Origin of the sequence: Streptomyces cacaoi (assembly GCF_006539165.1) — a bacterium.
Taxonomy (GTDB): Bacteria; Actinomycetota; Actinomycetes; order Streptomycetales; family Streptomycetaceae; genus Streptomyces; species Streptomyces cacaoi.
Map to the genome: position 1 here is coordinate 19225 of NZ_BJMM01000057.1, position 16944 is coordinate 36168.

Sequence of the window (16944 nt, forward strand, 5' to 3'; positions counted from 1 at the left end):
CCTGCTCAACTGTCTCAGGACCTTACCTGAAGAGCTTCGTAAGCGGTGCGCCGCCCCTTCTCGTAGCTCTGCGAAGCTTCTCTCGACGCGGTCTCGCCACGTTCCTTACTTTCTCCCGAACTCTGGGCCCAGTCCGTGAAGTAATCGTGCAGGGCTTTATCTGCTTCGTCGTTCCCGGCTGAAATGCTCTCTCTCGTGTCGAGCAGAGGCTCATTGTCTGCAGCTTTCAGCCACTCATTCCAGTAGGAATCCACTGCCCGTTGGGTCACGTCGCCAACAACAGGAAGGGTATTCGCCAGGCTGCCAATCAGATGGTATCCGTATACTCGTTCGTCGCTGTTTTTCCCTGTTCTGTCGCTGTACTCGCTCAGGTCGATATCGGCACCTACGCCGTTGATGGCGCCAAAAGTCTCCCCGATTTTCGCCGTTCGGTTCTCAAGCGCCTGAGTGGTTCCGTGGCCGTCGGCTTCCAACTGGTTCATCATGTAGCGCCCGCTCGCTTCGTGGAGGAGTAGGAAGTTGTCCTCGTCCTCCGATACGCCGCGCATCACTCGTAGCAGGCTGCTCCTACTGTTCTGGATGCGGGAATCGTCCCCAGCAATCTGCGGGTCTGGGGCTCCTGGCTTACCGGCCGGAGCATCGCCCGATATGGCATCGACGATGTCAGGCGTAAACGACGCCATCGCCCGTGCCAGTGGAGTGCGCATTTTTGCGAAACCTTCTTCTTTCAGAGTGAAGTCGGCTTGCCCTGTGCTGCTTTCGCCACCTTCCTTGCCTTCTGGATGGCCGTAGTCCAAGACATTGATGGTGCGGTGCATGATGCGGGCCTGCGCCTCGGAGTGTCTGCCGAATTTTTCGCCGTCCGATCCTGGCTCGTGCCCTGTGGAACCAGCTTCGATAGCGAGCCCCAGCCCCTCGCGGGCGCCCTTGCTCTCCTTGTCGGGATCGCTGCCGTCGGGGGCGGTTTCGCCCATGTCGACGTGTTTCCAGCTCCGTTCCTTCAGGGCGTATTCCAGGTTGTCGTTCTCGTCCGGATCGAGGTAGTCCGTTGCCAGGTCAGGGGAGTCGGAGATGATTTTCAGCATGCCGTCGTAGGGGTCGGCGGCGAAGTGGTTGTACTTTTTGCCGCTGAAGTCCCCTTGCAGGTCCCAGATGTCCGGGTTGCCGCCGCGGCTCTTGTCTTCGGCGTTGCGAATGGCGTCAGCTGTATCGACAAGCAGCTCGCGGGTGTAGTTGTCGCCTCGTTGCATGAGCGATACCAGGCTCTGGTAACCCCGGATCTTTTGACCCTGACCAGGCCGGCCTCGTTCCGGTTCCCCGACCGCCTTGAGGTCGTACTCCTTGGTTCCCGCCTTCAACATCTGCTGGTGGAACTTCTTGTAGAAGTCCGTGGAAGGATTGCGGGTGGCAGTGGCCAGGTTGGAAGCCAGTTCCTTGTCCAGGGACAGGTAGGACTTCCTGTGGTCCTTGTCGTCGTAGTAGGCGAGGTCGTCGAGGCGATTGTGAGTGCGGAGGAGGCCGTCTGCGCCGCCGAGGGAATTGATCAGGGTGCGGCTGTACTCGGGATCCTCGTCGTGTGCCCGGGACAGGATGGCCGCTTCTCTGAGTTCGTCGGGGGACGGTTTCTCGCCGTCCCGGACTGCTTTGAGTGTCGCGGCTGTTCGGCGGGCGTTCCGTTTGACGATGTCGTGGCCGATGTTGCCGTTGAAACCGCCCTTCATCCCCTTGCCGGACTGCTTGGGGTCAGCCATGAAGTCGGTCTTCAGACTGTGGTCGGCTTCCTGGGTCTTCTTGACGGCCTTCTGGATGTCGGCCGTGTACTTCTCCTCTGCCTCCGCCTTGGCCTTGGCATCGTCGCGGTACTTGTCCGCGGTCTTCTCACCCTTCTTCTCCGCGACCTTGTCGAAGTTCATCGTGCAGTGCCCTTGGGAGTTGACATCCATCCCGGCGTCGACTGCCGCGTCGCGTGCTGCTTCCACTTCCTTCTTGCACTGCGTGAGCGTCGCATGTGCCAGGCGAAGGAGGGCCGCGACCCCCTGCGCTTCTGCCTTGGCCTGTCCGTAGGTTTCGGTGGTGGTCTGGCCCCAGTTCTTGTAACCCGCGGCGGCGTAACCACTCCAGGTGTCGGAATCCGCCGCTGCCCGGACGTGGTCGCTGTAGTTGTCCTGCAGGGTGCCGAATCGGGTGCCCATCGACGACCAGGACTTCGCTGCGTCCTCCAGGCTGCCCAACTCGGCGTTCACGATGTCGTCGTAGGAAACCGGCATGTCACTGCTCCCGGCTCAGATCGTCGAGGCGGCTCTTGATGCGGGGCTTCTCCGACAACCGCCCCATGCTGTCGGAGGTACGGACGTCGGTTTCACCGAGTTGTACGCCGGTGTCCAGCAACGCTTGGTGCTCGTACTGGAGACGCTCGACGAGCTTGTCGTGGTGCGCGCGCCAGACGGTCAGACGGTGACGCACACCGGTCCACACCTCCCAGCTGTGGAGCTTTCCGCGAACTGTGGTGGGGCTCTCCGGGTTTCCCGTCAGAGTCTCGGTGTCCTCGTCGGCTTTGGAGCCCGCGGTGTGGGTGGCCGGGCCGAGTGTGTCCTGGATGTAGCGTGCCGCGGCCTTCTGCTTGCTCCTGGAGTGCACCAGGTCGGTGTCCTGCGGTATGTGGCCACCCGGCTTCATGCCCGGGCTACTGCTCTTGCCGTCCGTGCCGGCCCCCACGGCCTCGTCCCCCTTCTGCTGTGTCCACGGCACACCGATCCCGCAGCCCGTCCGTGGGCAACGGCCCCCGCCCTGCCGTTCGATGAAGTGTTCGCCGATGCTAACAAGGTGGGTTACCGAACGCTACTGATCCGTGCTGTGGGTGAAAGGGTGAGGTCGGCGTCTCCGTCGGGGCGAGTTCGGAGAGTTGAGAGAGGCGTGGGGGGGGGGCGGGTGAGGGCGGCCTTCAGTGGCGGTCGTTCCCATGCGCGGGGTTCGGTGCCGGAAGCCGTAGATCCGTGCAGCCGCGGTCCTGGGCGGTTTTCTTGGCGTAGGCGGTGAGTGCGTCGTGCAGGAAGTCGGGGGGCGGGTCGGTGGCCGCCGAATTCTTGGTGTGGCTGTCCTGTACCGACCAGGTGGTGAACAGGGAACGCTCTGAACTGCCGGGGCAGACGGCTGTGGCCCAGGCGTAGGAGTTCTCCTCCTCGTCGATGCCGGAGGCGCCCCGGATCTTCGAGAGGCTGTCGGCCTTCGCGTAACTCGGCGCGTAGGCACCGGAGATGAACGAGAGCCGGACCCCCGGCTTGTTGTCGTCTGTCGCCAGGAAGCAGTCGGCAAGGGGTGCATGGGGGTCGGCGGGGGTTTCGAGGGCCCGGGCGAGGCCGGTGTCCGCGGCCTGGCGGCGGAGGTCGCGCGCCGCCGCGCAGCTTCCCTTGGCCGCCTGCACGGGGACGGAATGGTCGAGTGGGTCTTCGGCGACCTGGCCCGCCCTCGCGCGCTCCGGGCCCCGGCAGCCGTACTTGTCCGCGGCCTTGCTTGCCGAGCCAGAGATGAACCGCGCGAGATCGGCGCGGAGCTGGGCGTCGTCGGCCCGGGCGTCCGGGCGAGTGAGTCTGCCCGTCAGCAGCAGGGCGTCGTGGCCCTTGGTGTCCTTGTGTGCCGGGCAGGCGAGAGCCATCGTGGCATGCAGTTCTCGGCCGGAGCCGGAAACGACCCCGGGCCGTTCATGCTCCATGGGTGCTGCGGCGCCCGATGCCGCCCATGTGTCGGTGTAGCCCTCGGGCAGTGCGTCCCGGTGACCGTCGCCCGCCCACCGCAGGTCGACCCGCAGTGCGGGAGTGGCTTCTTCCGAGCCCCGCACCACGCAACGCGTCAGAGCGCCTTCCAGGGCGGGGTGCGAGTCTCCCGCGAACGCGCGCTCCGAGCCGAGCGTTTCCGGAAGGGCCTCCTCGGCGAGGACGCCCTGGCACGCGTCCCCCAGCGACCTCTCGTCCCGCCAGTCGTCGAACATCCCGGTGGACCAGCCCACGCCTGTGAGGACGGCGAGTGCGGACGCGAGGGCGATCAGGAGGTTTCTGCGTCGGTGGGTCAACTGTCGGCTCTTTCGCCGTCGTTCCTGCGTGGTACGTGGTCGTTCGGGTTCGTACCTGGGCCGGTGCCTTGGCCGTCGGACACCACGGTCTCGTCCCCCTTCTGCTGTGTCCACGGCACACAGATTCCGCCGCCGCCCGTCCGTGGGCAACGGCCCCCGCCCTGCCGTTCGATGAAGTGTTCGCCGATGCTAACAAGGGGGGTTACCGAACGCTATCGGCGCGTGCTGTGGGTGAGGGGCCTGGTGGACGGCGGTGCGCGGGCGGTGCGGTATCTGCTGTGTGAGGTGTCAGCGCGCAGTGCACAGGTCGAGGACGCGGCGCACTGCACACAGGGACTCGGTACCCGGTACCCGGTATTCGGGGCGCGGTCATGCGCGTGGGGGCCGTCGTATCGGCTGCGGCTCACAGGAGCGTCGGCGGCTGCCGGCCTCCTTTCAGCGGGAGCCGGCAGCCGTCCGTTCGTGCGGGCTTCGCTCACCCCGGGACCTTTTCGGTGGCCGCCGGCAGGCCGGTGCGGCGGCGGGAGGTGAAGGCCAGGGTGCTGAGGACGGCGGCGATCACCCATGCGATCGGGCCTTCGAGGCCGGGCCACAACGGTGCGTAGCCGGGCACGATGACGAAGAGGACGAACGCGATGTCCAGCACGGTCACCAGGACGAGGTTGATCCAGTAACCGGTCGTGGAGTTGCGCCAGTTCATCAAGATGCCGATGAGGATGACGGCGATGGCGCTCATGAGGATGTTCCAGGCGTCCTGGTACACCCGGGCCTGCACCATGCCCGGGTCGAGCGACTGCCCCAGCTCCAACAGGCCGTGGGCGGCCTTGATGTGGACGAGTCCCCAGATCACGTAGAAGACCGCTCCGAGCTTCGCGGTGATCCCTGTCATGTCGATCATCTCCTTGATGGATACATGCCATGAGTGCCGGTGTGCCCGCTCACGGCCGGAACGCCGATGTACGGGAAAGGGTCGGGAGGAAGCCGGGTGAACCACGCTGTGGCGGTGTCGGGTGGGCGCCGGGCGATCGCCGCCACGCCCAGGCCGGCCACAGGGAGGGGCATGCCCTGGTGGGTGGTGAGGCAGTCCGTTCAGCCGGGCCGTGCCGGGCGCCGGTCAGCGGTGCGACGGCCTCGGGCCGGGCGTGCGCGCGTCAGCCGCCGCTCTTCGCCAGGTGGGTGCCGCGCTCGGTCGCGGGTCCGGCGGAATGCCGGTGCCGGGCCGGTGCCGAGGCGCGCTGGACGATGACGTACTCGGCCACCAGGACGTTGCCGAGGACGGACGCCCACACGCAGGCGGTGTACAGCTCGTCGAAGTCCAGCCCGGAGATGAGCGTCTTCTTCAGCAGCAGGCCGATGAGCAGGTAGAGGCGGAGGGTCGCCGCGGCGAACGTCAGGGCGTAGTTGCGGATCATCCAGATCCGGTGCGGTCCCGTCTCGCCGCGGCGGACGCACCGGTAGGCCATCGTCGCCGTGTACAGCCAGGCCGCCACGAGGAGGGAGAACGCGACCTGGACTGCGAAGCCGCCGCGGGTGACGGCGGTGGCGAACACCGCGGCCGCCGACGCGACCACGACCGATACCAGGTAGACCCGCCCCATGGCCCGGTGCAGCCCGGGCCGGCGGGCGCGCAACCGGGGCACGAATTGCAACGGGCCGATGACCAGGGCGAGGCCGCCGGGCACGGCGTGCACGGCGAGGGACAGATAGTGCAGCGCCACATCCGGATCGATCGGCACCTTGGCGTCGCCCGCGTCCCCTGTCAGGTACGGCGGTACGGCATGGCCGACGACGGCGGCGGACACGGCCAGCAGGCTCCACAGTCCCCACCGTGGGCGGCGGCGAACGGGCCGTAACGCGGATCCGGTTGTCGTACGGAGGCTCCTCTCGGTGCGCACTGCTTCAGCGTCGAGGTGGTCCTGCGGCCGCTGGGTCCCGTCGCCCGGTGGCCCGGTGGCCCGGTGGCCCGGTGGCCCGGTGGCCCGGTGGCCCGGTGGCCCTGTTGCCCAGTGGCCCTGTTGCGGTGCGGCGATGCGGCGATGTGGCGATGTGGCGGGGGCTGCTCGGTGTTCCGGTGGTCGGTCGCCGGAGAGACGGGGCGAACGCGCGTGCGTGCACGGGGGGTTGGTGTCGGGGGTGCCGGTTGTCGGCGCGTCGGGAGCGATCGGTGTGCGGGGCCGCGAGCCGGTCCGGCCGCACGGGCACGCCGCCGTCGGGCGAGGTGCGCCGCGGACGCTCCTCACCCGGCGGCGACGAGCGGCCCCCGGTTCCGGCCGGAAGTGGGGCCGCGCTCCCCGCCGTTGCTGACGACATTAGTGAGGTCGGGGAAGAGTTGGCAGTGTGAGATTTTTTTGACGGGCGGTGGATGAGGGGCGCGCCGCCCCGTACCGTCGCCTTCATGTCCTCAGCCCCAGCCGTGCCGGCCGGGCCCTCCTTGCGCCAGCGGCGCCGGGCCGTCGCGACCCAGGAGATCGTGAGCGCCGCCGAGCGCCACATCGTCGAACACGGGCCGCACGCACTGTCGTTGCGGGCGGTCGCGCGCAGCCTCGGCATGACCGTGCAGGCGCTCTACCACTACTTCCCGAGCCGGGACGACCTCGTCACGACGCTCATCACCAGGGCCTACGACGATCTGACCGACGCGGTGCAGGCCGCCGTCGACGCCGCGCCGCACGACACGGACCTGCCGCGGCTCGTGCCGGCCGCCGAGGGCTACCGCCGCTGGGCGGTCACCCATCCCGAGCGGTTCCAGCTCATCTACGGGGCTCCGCTGCGCGGTTACCAGGCGCCCGCCGACGGCCCCACCACCGGGGCGGTCCGCCGGATGAGCGCGATCTTCCAGCGGAAGTTGTTCGACGGGTTCCCCGTGGCGCGGTTGGAGGCGGCCGACACTCCCGCGCTCTCGCCCGGTTTCCGCGCGTATCTGGAGCGCATGCCGCAGGACGGTCTCGGCGCCCTGCCGCCGCCCGCGACCGCCCTTCTGCTGAGTGCGTGGGGGCATTTGCACGGCCTCGTCGCCCTGGAGGTCTTCGGCCACACGACGTTCATCGGCGTCCATCAGGACGAGCACTTCCGGCGGTCGATCCTCACCATGGTCGAGGACATCCACAACCGCCTACGGGCCGCCGCCCCGGCGGGCGGAGACACCGCCTGAACCAGGGCCGGCCCCGGCGCCCGCAGGCGCCGGGGGCCGGGGGCCCGTCGTGACGTGTCGGCCGTCGGTGCTTCACCTCACCGCGTCGAGCAGTACACCTGCCAGCTCCCGGGGTCGGGAGAGCATCGGCCAGTGGCCGGTGTCCAGGCGGGTCAGCCGCCAGTGGCCGTCGGCGACCAACGGGGCCACGTCGGCGCGGAGTTCGGGGTGGTCGCGCAGGCACTGCACATACGTTGCCGGAAGGGACGCCAACGGGCGGGCCAGTGCGGCCGGTTCGGTGAGGGAGGCGCCCGGGTGCGGGGTGGCGCGGGCGGTGAAGAGGGTGAGCTGTTCGTCGGTGAGGTCCTGTCCGGCGAGGGCGGCGGCGGCCGGGGGCGGCCAGTCACCGCCGTGTGCGGCCAGTGCGGCCTCCAGCTCGGCGCGGCCCTCCGGCCGGAGCGCCGAGAGGAAGGGCTCGCCGTCGGCGGGGACGTTCGCGTCGACGAGGACGACGTGGGCGAGCCGGCCGCCCAGCCGCTGGGCCGCCTGGCACACGGGTATGCCGGCGTAGCTGTGCCCGACGAGGGCGACCTCGCGCAGGTCGAGCCGTTCGATCTCGTCGACCACGTCCCGCACATGGGTTTCCTGGCCGGGCGCGGGTGCGCCCTTCCGGTCGGCCTTCTCGGCGAGGCCGGACAGCGTCAGCGGGTGGACGCCGTGCCCGGCCTCGCGCAGCAGCGGTGTGACCTCGTCCCAGGCCCATGCGCCGAGCCAGGCGCCCGGCACGAGTACGAAATCCGTCATGCCCGCACCGTAACGGCCGGCGGTGACACGGCAACGTGCTCCGGGCCGGTGCCCGGCCGCCCCCTCGGCGGTGTCCGTTTGCCGACCGAGGTGCGGCCGGCCGCCGGGACCTCTTGAACGGGGCGGGCGGCCCGGGCACCGTGAACTGCGCACCTCCTCCCCCCCACTTGGAGTTCCCCATGGATGCCATGCCCTCGCCCGCCTCGTCGCCCGTGCCCGCGCCCGCGTCCACGTCTGCGTCCACGTCTGAGCCCCCGTCCGCGCCCGCCGGGACGCCCGCAGCCGGACGTGGGCGGGCGTCCCGCCGGGCGCGGAGAGTGACGAGGACCGCTCCGGCCGTGCTGGCGGGTGCCTTCGCGCTGGTGCTGGGGCTGCCCGGCACGGCGCTGGCCGACCCGCCGACGGCGCTGCCGGCCGACGCGAGCGAGATGGAGCAGCGGTTCCAGCCCGCGTACGACTACGACACCGACGGCTGTTACGCGACGCCCGCCATCGGCCCGGACGGCACCCTCGCCCCCGGGCTCAAGCTCGGCGGCGACGTCAACGGCAACTGCCGGGACCTCTCCGACCTGGACAACACCAACGGCTACAGCCGCACCAAGTGCAACAACGACTGGTGCGCGATCGTCTACGCCTCGTACTTCGAGAAGGACCAGGCGGCCCTCGGCGGTGGCAGCGCGGGGCACCGGCACGACTGGGAGCACGTCGTCGTGTGGGTGCACGACGACCGGGCCGAGTACGTCTCCACCTCGAACCACGGCGGCTTCACCGTCCACAAGCGGGCCGATCTGCCGTTCGAGGACACGCACCCGAAGGTCGTCTACCACAAGGACGGCATCAGCACGCACTGTTTCCGCGCCGCCAACGACAACGACGAACCGCCGGAGAACCACAAGGGCACCTGGCAGTACCCGCCGCTGGTCGGCTGGGACGGGTATCCGGACGGCCTGCGCTCCAAGCTGACCGGGGCCGACTTCGGCAGCGCCACGCTCGGCATCAAGGACGACACCTTCGCCTCCCACCTGGCCAAGGCGAAGCCGGACGACATCCCCTTCGACCCTGACGCCCCCTGACACCCCTGACCCCCTCTGACACCCCTGGCGCCCCCTGGCATCCTCACGCCCCTGACGCGACGCGTCGGCCGCGCCCCGAAGGGACCGGAGTTTGCCTCAGAGGCAAGTGCGCCTTGACAACTCGCCTTTGTCAAGGCGTACTTGCTCGCATGCCTCTTCCCGATCTGGACGATCTCATCGCCGAAGTCGACCGCACCTGCGCCACCGCGCACCGCCCCGGCGGCCAGGAACAGCCCGACTGGCTGGAGCTGTTGACGGCCGCCGCCGCGGTGTCCGGCCAACTCCAGTCGCTCGCCGACGACCTGGTGGAGGACTATGTCGAGCACTGCCGTATGCACGGCTGCTCCTGGAAGGACATCGGTACCGCGCTCGGTGTGACCCGGCAGGCCGTCCAGCAGCGGTTCCACGCGCCGCACAAGCGGTACGGCCCCGAGGTCATGGCCGAGGAGCTGCGGCAGGCGATGACGCAGGTCAAACAGGCGGCGGTGCAGCACCGCAACAACTACATCGGCACCGAGCACCTGCTGTGGGGCCTCACCGCCGAGGACAACGGCGGCACCCGGCTGCTGGCCGCCTCCGGCGTCGCGGCGCACGACATCCACCGCGCGGCCCAGGCTCGGCTGGGCACCGGCGCCTCGCAGGCCGCCGAACGGATCGCCTGGACGCCGTACGCCCGCAAGGCGATGGCCTTCGCCGAGGCCCGGTCCCAGGAGGCCGGCCGCGATCTCATCGACTGCGCCGACCTGCTCGTCGGCCTCGCCCGGGTCGGCCGCGGGGTGGCGGCCCGGATCCTGACGGACGCCGGGTTCGACGCGTCCGAGGACTCCGGACCCAAGACCCCCGGACCCGAGGGCTCCGGACCCGAGGGCTCCAATCTCGAAGGCTCCAATCTCGAAGGCTCCGGCGCGGGCGGGGACGCCGCACGAGCCGAACACGCCCCGGTCGGCTGAGGGTTCGGCCGGGCGGGGCGGAGCCTGACGATCACCACCCCGCCCGGATGCGTACGGTCGGCCGCGCCCGGGCCGCTACGACCGGGACGGCGGCCGGGGGGCGCTGCCATGTTCCCCGGATGCGTCGCGGTCCCGTGCTTCCGCCGTCACCGCCGTCGCCGTCTCCACCACCGCACGGACGGTCTTGCCCGGTCCCGTGCGCGGCACCACCTCCCAGTGCGTGGCCAGCGCGTCCACCAGCAGCAGGCCCCTGCCGCCCTCCGCGTCACCCTGCGACGGCGTACACACGGGCGGAGCCGGATGGGTGTCGGACACCTCCACGCACACCGGACCGCCCGCCCGGCTGCACCACAGCCGTACCTCGAAGTCCCGGCCCGGCACCCGTCCGTGCAGGGCGGCGTTCGCGCTCAGCTCGGCGACGATCAGCGTCACCGCGTCCGAGAGCGGGCTCCCTTCGGGGACGCCCCACGTGCGCAGTCGGTGTGCCGCCGCTCTGCGGGCCAGCCGGGCGCCGCGCCGGGACGCGGAGAAGCGCCGGGTGAACAGGAGGTCGTCGTCCGTGCATTGCTGCTGTGGTGCGCTGTGCATGCCCGGCAGCCTTTCCGTGCCGCCTCTACCACGGACAGACCCCGCGCCGGTACAGAACGCGTTGTACTGGTCGCTCCGCTGGACCGGACTGATCACCGTCTGTGACGATCGCCAGGTCGGGTGGGGACGGAACACAGCACGGAAGGCATCGACGATGACGTCGGACCAGGAACCCAACTGCGGCGCGGAGAACGAGACCTCTGACGGCCTGAAGACCTACGGCGCCGTCCTCCAGGCTCTGCGCGACGACGCGAACCTCACGCAGGAGGAGTTCGCGCCGCTCGTCCAGTACTCGGTGCACTACATCGCCAAGATTGAACAGGGCAAGCGGTTTCCCCCGCGGGACCTGCCCCAGCGCCTGGAGCCGGTGCTGGGCAGGCTGGCAGCGAAGGTGCTCAAGGCCGCCGCCCGAAGCCTCAATCGCAAGCGGGGGCTTGCTGCGTGGTTCCAACAGTGGGCCGCACTCGAAGAGGAAGCCCTCAGCTTGTACGCCTATGAGTGCCGGGCCATTCCGGGGCTGTTGCAGCCGGAGTCGTATGTCCGGGCCCTGTGCGAACGACAGTTGCCGCCGTACTCCCCGCAGCAGATCGACGAGAGGGTTGCGGCTCGGCTGGAGCGGCAGGGCGTGCTTGCGGAGCGGCCGCATTGCGCCTTCAGTTTTGTCATCGAGGAGTCGCTGCTGTTGCGGCATCTCGGCGGAACCGGCGTCACCCGCCAGATCATCGACCACTTGCTGGAGGTGGGCCGCCGGAACAACGTCGATATCCAGGTCATGCCGCTCCGGCAGGAGGACCATGCGGGCAGCGATGGGCAGCTGTATCTCGCAGGTGTGCGGGAAAACCGGTGGTTCGGCTACACCGAGGGGCACCGGTCGAGCAGTCTCATCACGGAGCCCGGCGAGGTCAGCACTCTCCTCCAGCGCTACAGCAGGCTTCGTTCCCAGGCCTTGGACTCACGAGCTACCGTGAGTCTGCTGGAACGGATGCGAGGAGCACTATGACGACCACAGGGATGACCTGGTTCAAGAGCACCTACAGTGGTGGTGACGGCGACAACTGCGTCGAGGTCGCCATGGCTCCCTCCGCGGTGCGGGTGCGGGACTCCAAGGACGTCGGGCAGGCGGCGTTGAGCGTGTCGTCCGCCGCGTGGGCGCGGTTCGTACGGCACACGGCCCGCCGGAGCCGCTGACAGCGAACGGAACTCCCGGGCCCCTCGGCGTGCACGAGCCGCCGAGGGGCCCTTTCGCGTCGATCTCACGTCGACACCCGCCGCGGCGCAGGTGATCCGGCGCGCCCCACGAGCCACCGGGCGTCGTCCCGCGGCTCTCGGACCCCCGACACGGACGGACGCACCGGGCCGAAATCGGCCGCGCGGGACGGACGTTGCCCTTTTCCGCCGCCGTCGGACCGGCGAACGTCGAGGAGACGGAACCTTGCCGGTGGTGGGGGGTGCGGTGGCTGTTCCGGTGTATGTGCCCGTCTGGCCCGCGCGGCAGCACACGACCAAGGCGTACGCGGCTCTGGAGCCGGAGGTGAGAGTCGGCACGGTGCCGCTGTGGAACCTTCCGAAGACCACGGATCTGCTCCCGGACGCGTGGGCCGCGATGTACCGCCGACTGGTCAGCAAGGTCCACGCCGTGCACGAGGACAGCCCCGGTTGGATCGACGCGCCGTTCATCGCGTACGACCAGATCCGCACCGTCGCCAAGGCGATCGACGACCACTGCTCGCGGGACCTGCTGCGTCCCGTCACCGGGCCGGAGCGTCACCCGCGCCAACAGGCGTTCGCCGTCGGCACGGCACGGAAGCACCGCTGCGGGCTGGGCATCCGTGTGACGGTGCCGGACACCTGGGACGAGCGTGCGGACGGCGTGGTCGACGGCGTCGTCTCGCTGCTGCGGAGGCTCCGCAGGACGGCAGCCGCCGATCTGCTGCTGGACATGGCCGGTGTGCCGGGCGACCGGCCCGACGCGGGCGAGGAGGCCCGCCGCGCGCTGGCCGCACTGCTGCCGCTGGCGTCGTGGCGGACAACTGCCGTACTGGGAGGGGGATTTCCCCGTCTCAAGGCCGAGATGCTGGCCTCGGGCACGTACGTGGCCCCGCGCCCGGACTGGACGATGTGGCACACGGTCCGCTCCGGAAACGGCCGCGGACCCGGGCCGCTCGGCTACGGGGACTACGGCGTCCAGCCCGTCTCCGCCCTGGAGCGCAGGCCGGGCACCGACCGGGACAGCGGCCGGTCCAAGGGCCCGTACTGGGGCGCGCTGTGCTACACGACCGAGCACACCTTCGTGGCGAGCAGGATGCTGACCCGCGGTTCCGGCAACCGGGTCGCGCTCAACCGGGCGTCGGCCCGGCGCATCGTCGGCCTGCCGGGCTTCCGACGGGCGGGGGCGGCAGCGGCCGAACGCTGGTACCTGTGCTGCGCCGGCGGCCCCGACACCTCCGGCAAGGGCACGGGCACGCCTGAGAAATGGCTGTGGGCAGGGAATGTGCAGCACGCGACGTTCGTCGTCCGGAGTCTGGGAGGAGCGCGGTGAGCAGCGGACCTGTGTGGCGCAAGAGCAGTTTCAGCGGGAGCGAGGGCGACAACTGTGTCGAGGTCGCCGTCCGTCCCGGGGTGGTCCGGGTGCGGGACACGAAGGACACGAAGGGCACGAAGGACACGGAGGACGCGAAGGATGGAGCCGTTCCGGGTGTGAAGGTTTCGCCCGGGGCGTGGGCGGTGTTCACCCGGTACGTGGGGGGACGGGAACGCTGACGGGGAGCCGGGGATTCCCTGCTCCCGGCAGGCGAGGAGACCGTCAACTCCCGCGCGTGGATGGCCCGTTCGGGTGCGGTCGGCGGACGGCTGTTCCTCTCGGACGGCGTGTGCGCGGGTAACTTGGGTGCGTGAGCGGAAGCGGAGAAGCGCGGATCGTCGCGGAGCGGTACCTGCTGCTGGAGCGGCTCGGCAGGGGCGGGATGGGGACCGTCTGGCGTGCGACCGACCAGGTGCTGGGGCGGACCGTCGCCGTGAAGGAGGTGCACCTCGGGGGAGGGGGAGAGGGCGTCGCCACCCAGGTGCAGCGGGCGCACCGGGAGGCGCGGGCCATCGCCGGGCTGTCCCATCCCGGCGTGATCAACATCTACGACCTGGTGGCGGACGACAGCGGTCTGTGGCTGGTCATGGAGCTGGTGGACGGACCGTCGCTGGCGGACCACGTGGCGCGCGACGGGGTGCTTGCGCCGTCCACGGTCGCCGGGATCGGGCGGCAACTCCTCGCCGCTCTGGAGGCCGTGCACGCGACGGGCGCGCTGCACCGGGACATCAAGCCGGGGAACGTGCTGCTGCGCCGGGACGGCCGGGTGGTGCTGTGCGACTTCGGTATCGCGGCGCTGGCGGGCACCGCGCCGCTCACCACGGACGGCGGTGTGGTGGGCTCGCTGGAGTACATCGCTCCGGAGCGGCTGAGGGGGCAGCCCGCCGGTCCGGCCAGCGATCTGTTCTCGCTGGGCTGCACGCTGTGCGCGCTGCTGTCCGGCAGTTCGCCGTTCGCGCGCCCGGAGGCCGCCGCCGTGCTGCACGCCGTGGCCTACGAGGAAGCCGTCCTCCCCGCGGCCGCCGGGCCGTTGGGGCCGGTACTGGCGGCGCTGCTGTCCAAGGATCCGGCGGCGCGGCCGTCGGTCGCCGAGACCGTGCGGATGCTGGAGTCCGGGCCGACGGTGCCCGCGGTGCCCGCGGTGCCCGCGCGGGACGCTGCGGGGCCGGGGGGTGCCGCGGGCGGGGCCGGTGCCGCGGGTGGCCCTTCCGGTGCGGGTGCCCCGGGCCGTTCGGAGGGCTCGGACGTCCGGGAGCCGGATGTCCAGGGGCCGGGTGTCCAGGCTCCGGGCGGGCGGGCTCCTGGCGTCCGGGGTGATGCGGGCGCGCCGGGTGGGCCGGGTGCGCCGGGCGTCGCGGGCGGCAAATCGTCCCGGCGCCGGCGTCGGCCGGTGCTGCTGGCAGCCGCCGCGCTGCTGGCCGTCGGCGCCGTCACGGCCGGGCTGCTGGCGAGCCGTGCCACGAGCGGTGCGGGGGAGGACGGAGGCACAGGTGCGGCTCCGTCGGGGCGGCCTTCGGCCGGGCAGGGCGGTCCCGGCCCGGGCCGGAATCCCTCGACGGACGGGGGAGATCCGGCGGCGGCCTCGCTGCACCGTGTCGACGCGGCGATGCCGGTGCCCGGCGCCGGGAACCCCCGGGCGCCGGGCCGCTACTGGCTGTTCGGCGGGACGAGCTATCTACGGGCCCGTATCGCACCGTCGGCGGACGTCGTGCGCGAGCGGCTGACGGTCCTCAAGCCGCTGGACAGCTGGCGCGCCAGCATCGGGAAGCTGCCCGCCTTCCGGGACGGCATCGACGCCGTGCTGCGCGTTCCGGGGCACCGGACCGAGTACTGGGTGTTCGCGGGGGCGCGGTACCTCCGGCTCCGGGTCGCCGACAACGGTGCGTACGACGACACGCTGGTGGTCGGCCCGGCACCGATCAGCGACTGGGACGGTGCTTTCGAGGGACTGCCGGGCGAGGGCATCGACGCCGTGATGCCGGTGCCGGACGACCCGGAACAGGTCTGGGTGTTCTCCGGCGACCGGTACGTCCGGACGCGGCTCGACGGTGAACAGCCGGGCGGGAAGGTCGAAGTGGGCCCCTCGCGCGTCGACAGCTGGAAGAACACGTTCGGCAGGGTGCCGGGCTTCCGGACGGGCATCGACGAGGCGATGCCCGTCCCGGGGAAGCCGAACCAGTTCTGGGTGTTCGCGGGCTCGCGGTACATGAGGATCGGCGTGACCGACGGCGAGTACGCGGACACCCTGCTCCAGGGGCCCCGGCCGCTGGACATCTGAGCCGGGAGCCGTCCTTCCGCGCCCGGCCACGCCGCCGGAGGGTCACCCCTGCCGCGCGGCCCGGTCGCCCCGGGCCTCCAGCGCCGGCAGGAACACCTCGGCGAGGAAGACGGCCGGCGAGGTGGGCGTCGTACCGGCCGCGGTGCGGGGCTCGACCATGCGCAGCCGGCCGGAGTTCACGGCCTCGGGCACCTCGGTCATCATGGCGGCCACGTTCGGGGCGACACCGGCCACCAGCAGTCCCGCGTGGAACTCCGCGAGCCCGCACTGCTCGTAGCGGACGGGTTCGCCCAGCGCGTCCCCGACGGCCCGGGCCATCCCGGACATGGTGACGTCCTCGGGGCCCCGCAGCTCCCGGACCCGCACCCCGTCCCAGCCCTGGACGAGCGCCGCCGCCGCGGCCTCGCCCACGTCTCCCGTGGTGATCAGCGGCAGCGGCACATCCGGGGAGAAGGGCGCGGTGATGCGGCGGTCGGTGCGGACGGAGTCGGCGTGGTCGAGCAGGTTCTCCATGAACCAGCCCGGCCGCAGCGACAGGACCCGGGCCCGGGGCAGGGCCGAGAGCCGCTGCTCGAAGCGGTGCAGTCCGGCGACGGGGCCGGTTCCGGCGGGATGCTGTGCGCCCCAGCTGCTCAGCGCGACGACGCGGGGCACCCCGGACAGGGCGAGCGCCTCGGTGAGCGCGGCGGAAGCGGTGTCCTGGAACCCGGCGAAATCCGGGTGATCGGGGAGGTAGTTGGGCTGGAGGGCGACATAGGCGGCGTCGGCGCCGTCCAGCGCGGCGGCCATGGCCCCGGCGTCGGACTGGTCGGCCTCGCGGACCTCGGCGCCCCGCTCCGCCAGGTCGGCGAGGCGGTGCGCGGACCGTCCGACGACGCGGACGGGGTGCCCGGCGGCCAGCAGACGCAGCGCGGCGGCGCGCCCGGTGCGGCCACCGGCTCCGGTGATGACGTACATGTGCTTCTTCTCTCTTTCCTCTTCCGGCTTTCGGCTTCCGGCTCCCGGTCGTTCCTCCGCCGGGGATATACGGACATGTGCGGTGATTTCCGGCGTCCTCCGGGCCGCCGGTCACCGGGGCGGGGTGTCCGTCGGGCTACGGGTTCCGTGGACTCACGGGTTCCGTGGACTCAGGGGTTCCGTCGAGGCCGGGGGCTCGTCGGGTCAGGGACGCCGCTCGCGGAGGGCCTCGTCCTGCGCCGGGGCGGTGAGCGTCGTCAGATCGCGGAGGCGTACCAGCGCCTGCGCGGTGGGTGCGTCGGACGGGTGGTAGGCCCAGATCCGGTGGCCGGCCCCGGCAGGCAGCTCCAGCACGTGCTGGTCGAAGACGACGTGGCCCACCATCGGATGCCGGAACCGCTTGCGGTCCACCGTCTTCTCGTACACCCGGTGCGCGGCCCACGCCTCGGCGAACTCGTCGCTGTACAGGGCGAGTTCGCCGACGAGCCGCTCCAGCCGCGCGGACGGGCGGGCGCCC

The 16944-nt window shown here is 70.9% G+C and carries 17 protein-coding genes; 8 read left to right on the top strand and 9 right to left on the bottom strand.

Translation table 11 applies throughout. The annotated features are described in order from the left end of the window. Positions 1-14 precede the first annotated feature (14 nt). From SCA03_RS30585 to SCA03_RS30605, 5 genes are all read right to left on the bottom strand, one after another. A complete protein-coding gene (locus SCA03_RS30585) occupies positions 15-2267 on the bottom strand; it encodes a hypothetical protein (protein WP_086814965.1) in 2253 nt (750 codons plus the stop codon). Between the two features lies 1 nt (position 2268). Continuing rightward, positions 2269-2748: a hypothetical protein gene (locus tag SCA03_RS30590; RefSeq protein ID WP_086814964.1), complete on the bottom strand. Its 480-nt coding sequence runs from the start codon at positions 2746-2748 to the stop codon at positions 2269-2271. Between the two features lie 193 nt (positions 2749-2941). Next, positions 2942-4066 carry a hypothetical protein gene (locus SCA03_RS30595; protein ID WP_086817874.1) on the bottom strand — a complete coding sequence of 375 codons (1125 nt, stop codon included), beginning with the start codon at positions 4064-4066 and terminating at the stop codon, positions 2942-2944. A gap of 475 nt (positions 4067-4541) precedes the next feature. Continuing rightward, complete coding sequence (locus tag SCA03_RS30600; RefSeq protein ID WP_051856273.1) at positions 4542-4955, bottom strand: hypothetical protein; 414 nt, start codon at positions 4953-4955, stop codon at positions 4542-4544. A gap of 262 nt (positions 4956-5217) precedes the next feature. Continuing rightward, the gene (locus tag SCA03_RS30605) at positions 5218-5868 is read right to left on the bottom strand and encodes a DUF2306 domain-containing protein (protein ID WP_211293564.1); all 651 of its coding nucleotides are present in this window, start codon (positions 5866-5868) and stop codon (positions 5218-5220) included. 593 nt (positions 5869-6461) lie between these two features. Between SCA03_RS30605 and SCA03_RS30610 the strand changes: the two genes are divergently transcribed. Next, positions 6462-7217, top strand: a complete 756-nt coding sequence (locus SCA03_RS30610) for a TetR/AcrR family transcriptional regulator (RefSeq protein ID WP_086817876.1) — start codon at positions 6462-6464, stop codon at positions 7215-7217. Between the two features lie 72 nt (positions 7218-7289). On the opposite strand, the gene SCA03_RS30615 is transcribed toward SCA03_RS30610, so the two are convergent. Further along, a complete protein-coding gene (locus SCA03_RS30615) occupies positions 7290-8000 on the bottom strand; it encodes an alpha/beta fold hydrolase (RefSeq protein WP_086817877.1) in 711 nt (236 codons plus the stop codon). A 317-nt stretch (positions 8001-8317) separates the two neighbouring features. On the opposite strand from SCA03_RS30615, the gene SCA03_RS30620 reads away from it, so the two are divergent. Together SCA03_RS30620 and SCA03_RS30625 are read left to right on the top strand one after the other, a co-directional pair. After that, complete coding sequence (locus SCA03_RS30620; protein ID WP_230989013.1) at positions 8318-9073, top strand: NPP1 family protein; 756 nt, start codon at positions 8318-8320, stop codon at positions 9071-9073. A gap of 149 nt (positions 9074-9222) precedes the next feature. Beyond that, on the top strand, positions 9223-10023 hold the full coding sequence (locus SCA03_RS30625; RefSeq protein WP_230989014.1) for a Clp protease N-terminal domain-containing protein: 801 nt from the start codon (positions 9223-9225) through the stop codon (positions 10021-10023). Between the two features lie 75 nt (positions 10024-10098). Here SCA03_RS30625 and SCA03_RS30630 read toward each other — a convergent pair whose 3' ends face one another. Then, positions 10099-10611, bottom strand: a complete 513-nt coding sequence (locus tag SCA03_RS30630; RefSeq protein WP_170297919.1) for an ATP-binding protein — start codon at positions 10609-10611, stop codon at positions 10099-10101. Positions 10612-10765: 154 nt separating this feature from the next. Here SCA03_RS30630 and SCA03_RS30635 point away from each other — a divergent pair, with 154 nt between their 5' ends. The 5 genes from SCA03_RS30635 to SCA03_RS30655 all read left to right on the top strand — a co-directional run bounded on the left by SCA03_RS30635 (position 10766) and on the right by SCA03_RS30655 (position 15470). Then, positions 10766-11611 (top strand): helix-turn-helix domain-containing protein, encoded by an 846-nt coding sequence (locus SCA03_RS30635; RefSeq protein WP_086816747.1) that lies wholly within the window; start codon positions 10766-10768, stop codon positions 11609-11611. Next, positions 11608-11799, top strand: a complete 192-nt coding sequence (locus tag SCA03_RS30640) for a DUF397 domain-containing protein (protein ID WP_030894468.1) — start codon at positions 11608-11610, stop codon at positions 11797-11799. Before SCA03_RS30635 ends, SCA03_RS30640 begins: the two co-directional genes overlap by 4 nt. Before the next feature lie 265 nt (positions 11800-12064). Beyond that, positions 12065-13150: a beta family protein gene (locus SCA03_RS30645; RefSeq protein ID WP_086816745.1), complete on the top strand. Its 1086-nt coding sequence runs from the start codon at positions 12065-12067 to the stop codon at positions 13148-13150. Next, positions 13147-13371: a DUF397 domain-containing protein gene (locus SCA03_RS30650; protein ID WP_230989015.1), complete on the top strand. Its 225-nt coding sequence runs from the start codon at positions 13147-13149 to the stop codon at positions 13369-13371. Before SCA03_RS30645 ends, SCA03_RS30650 begins: the two co-directional genes overlap by 4 nt. Positions 13372-13502: 131 nt before the next feature. After that, the gene (locus SCA03_RS30655) at positions 13503-15470 is read left to right on the top strand and encodes a protein kinase domain-containing protein (RefSeq protein ID WP_141275770.1); all 1968 of its coding nucleotides are present in this window, start codon (positions 13503-13505) and stop codon (positions 15468-15470) included. Positions 15471-15512: 42 nt separating this feature from the next. On the opposite strand, the gene SCA03_RS30660 is transcribed toward SCA03_RS30655, so the two are convergent. After that, positions 15513-16427, bottom strand: a complete 915-nt coding sequence (locus SCA03_RS30660) for an NmrA family NAD(P)-binding protein (RefSeq protein ID WP_086815823.1) — start codon at positions 16425-16427, stop codon at positions 15513-15515. 204 nt (positions 16428-16631) lie between these two features. Next, positions 16632-16944 (bottom strand): MmyB family transcriptional regulator (locus SCA03_RS35360; RefSeq protein WP_443098238.1); only part of this gene is annotated, 313 nt, incomplete at its 5' end.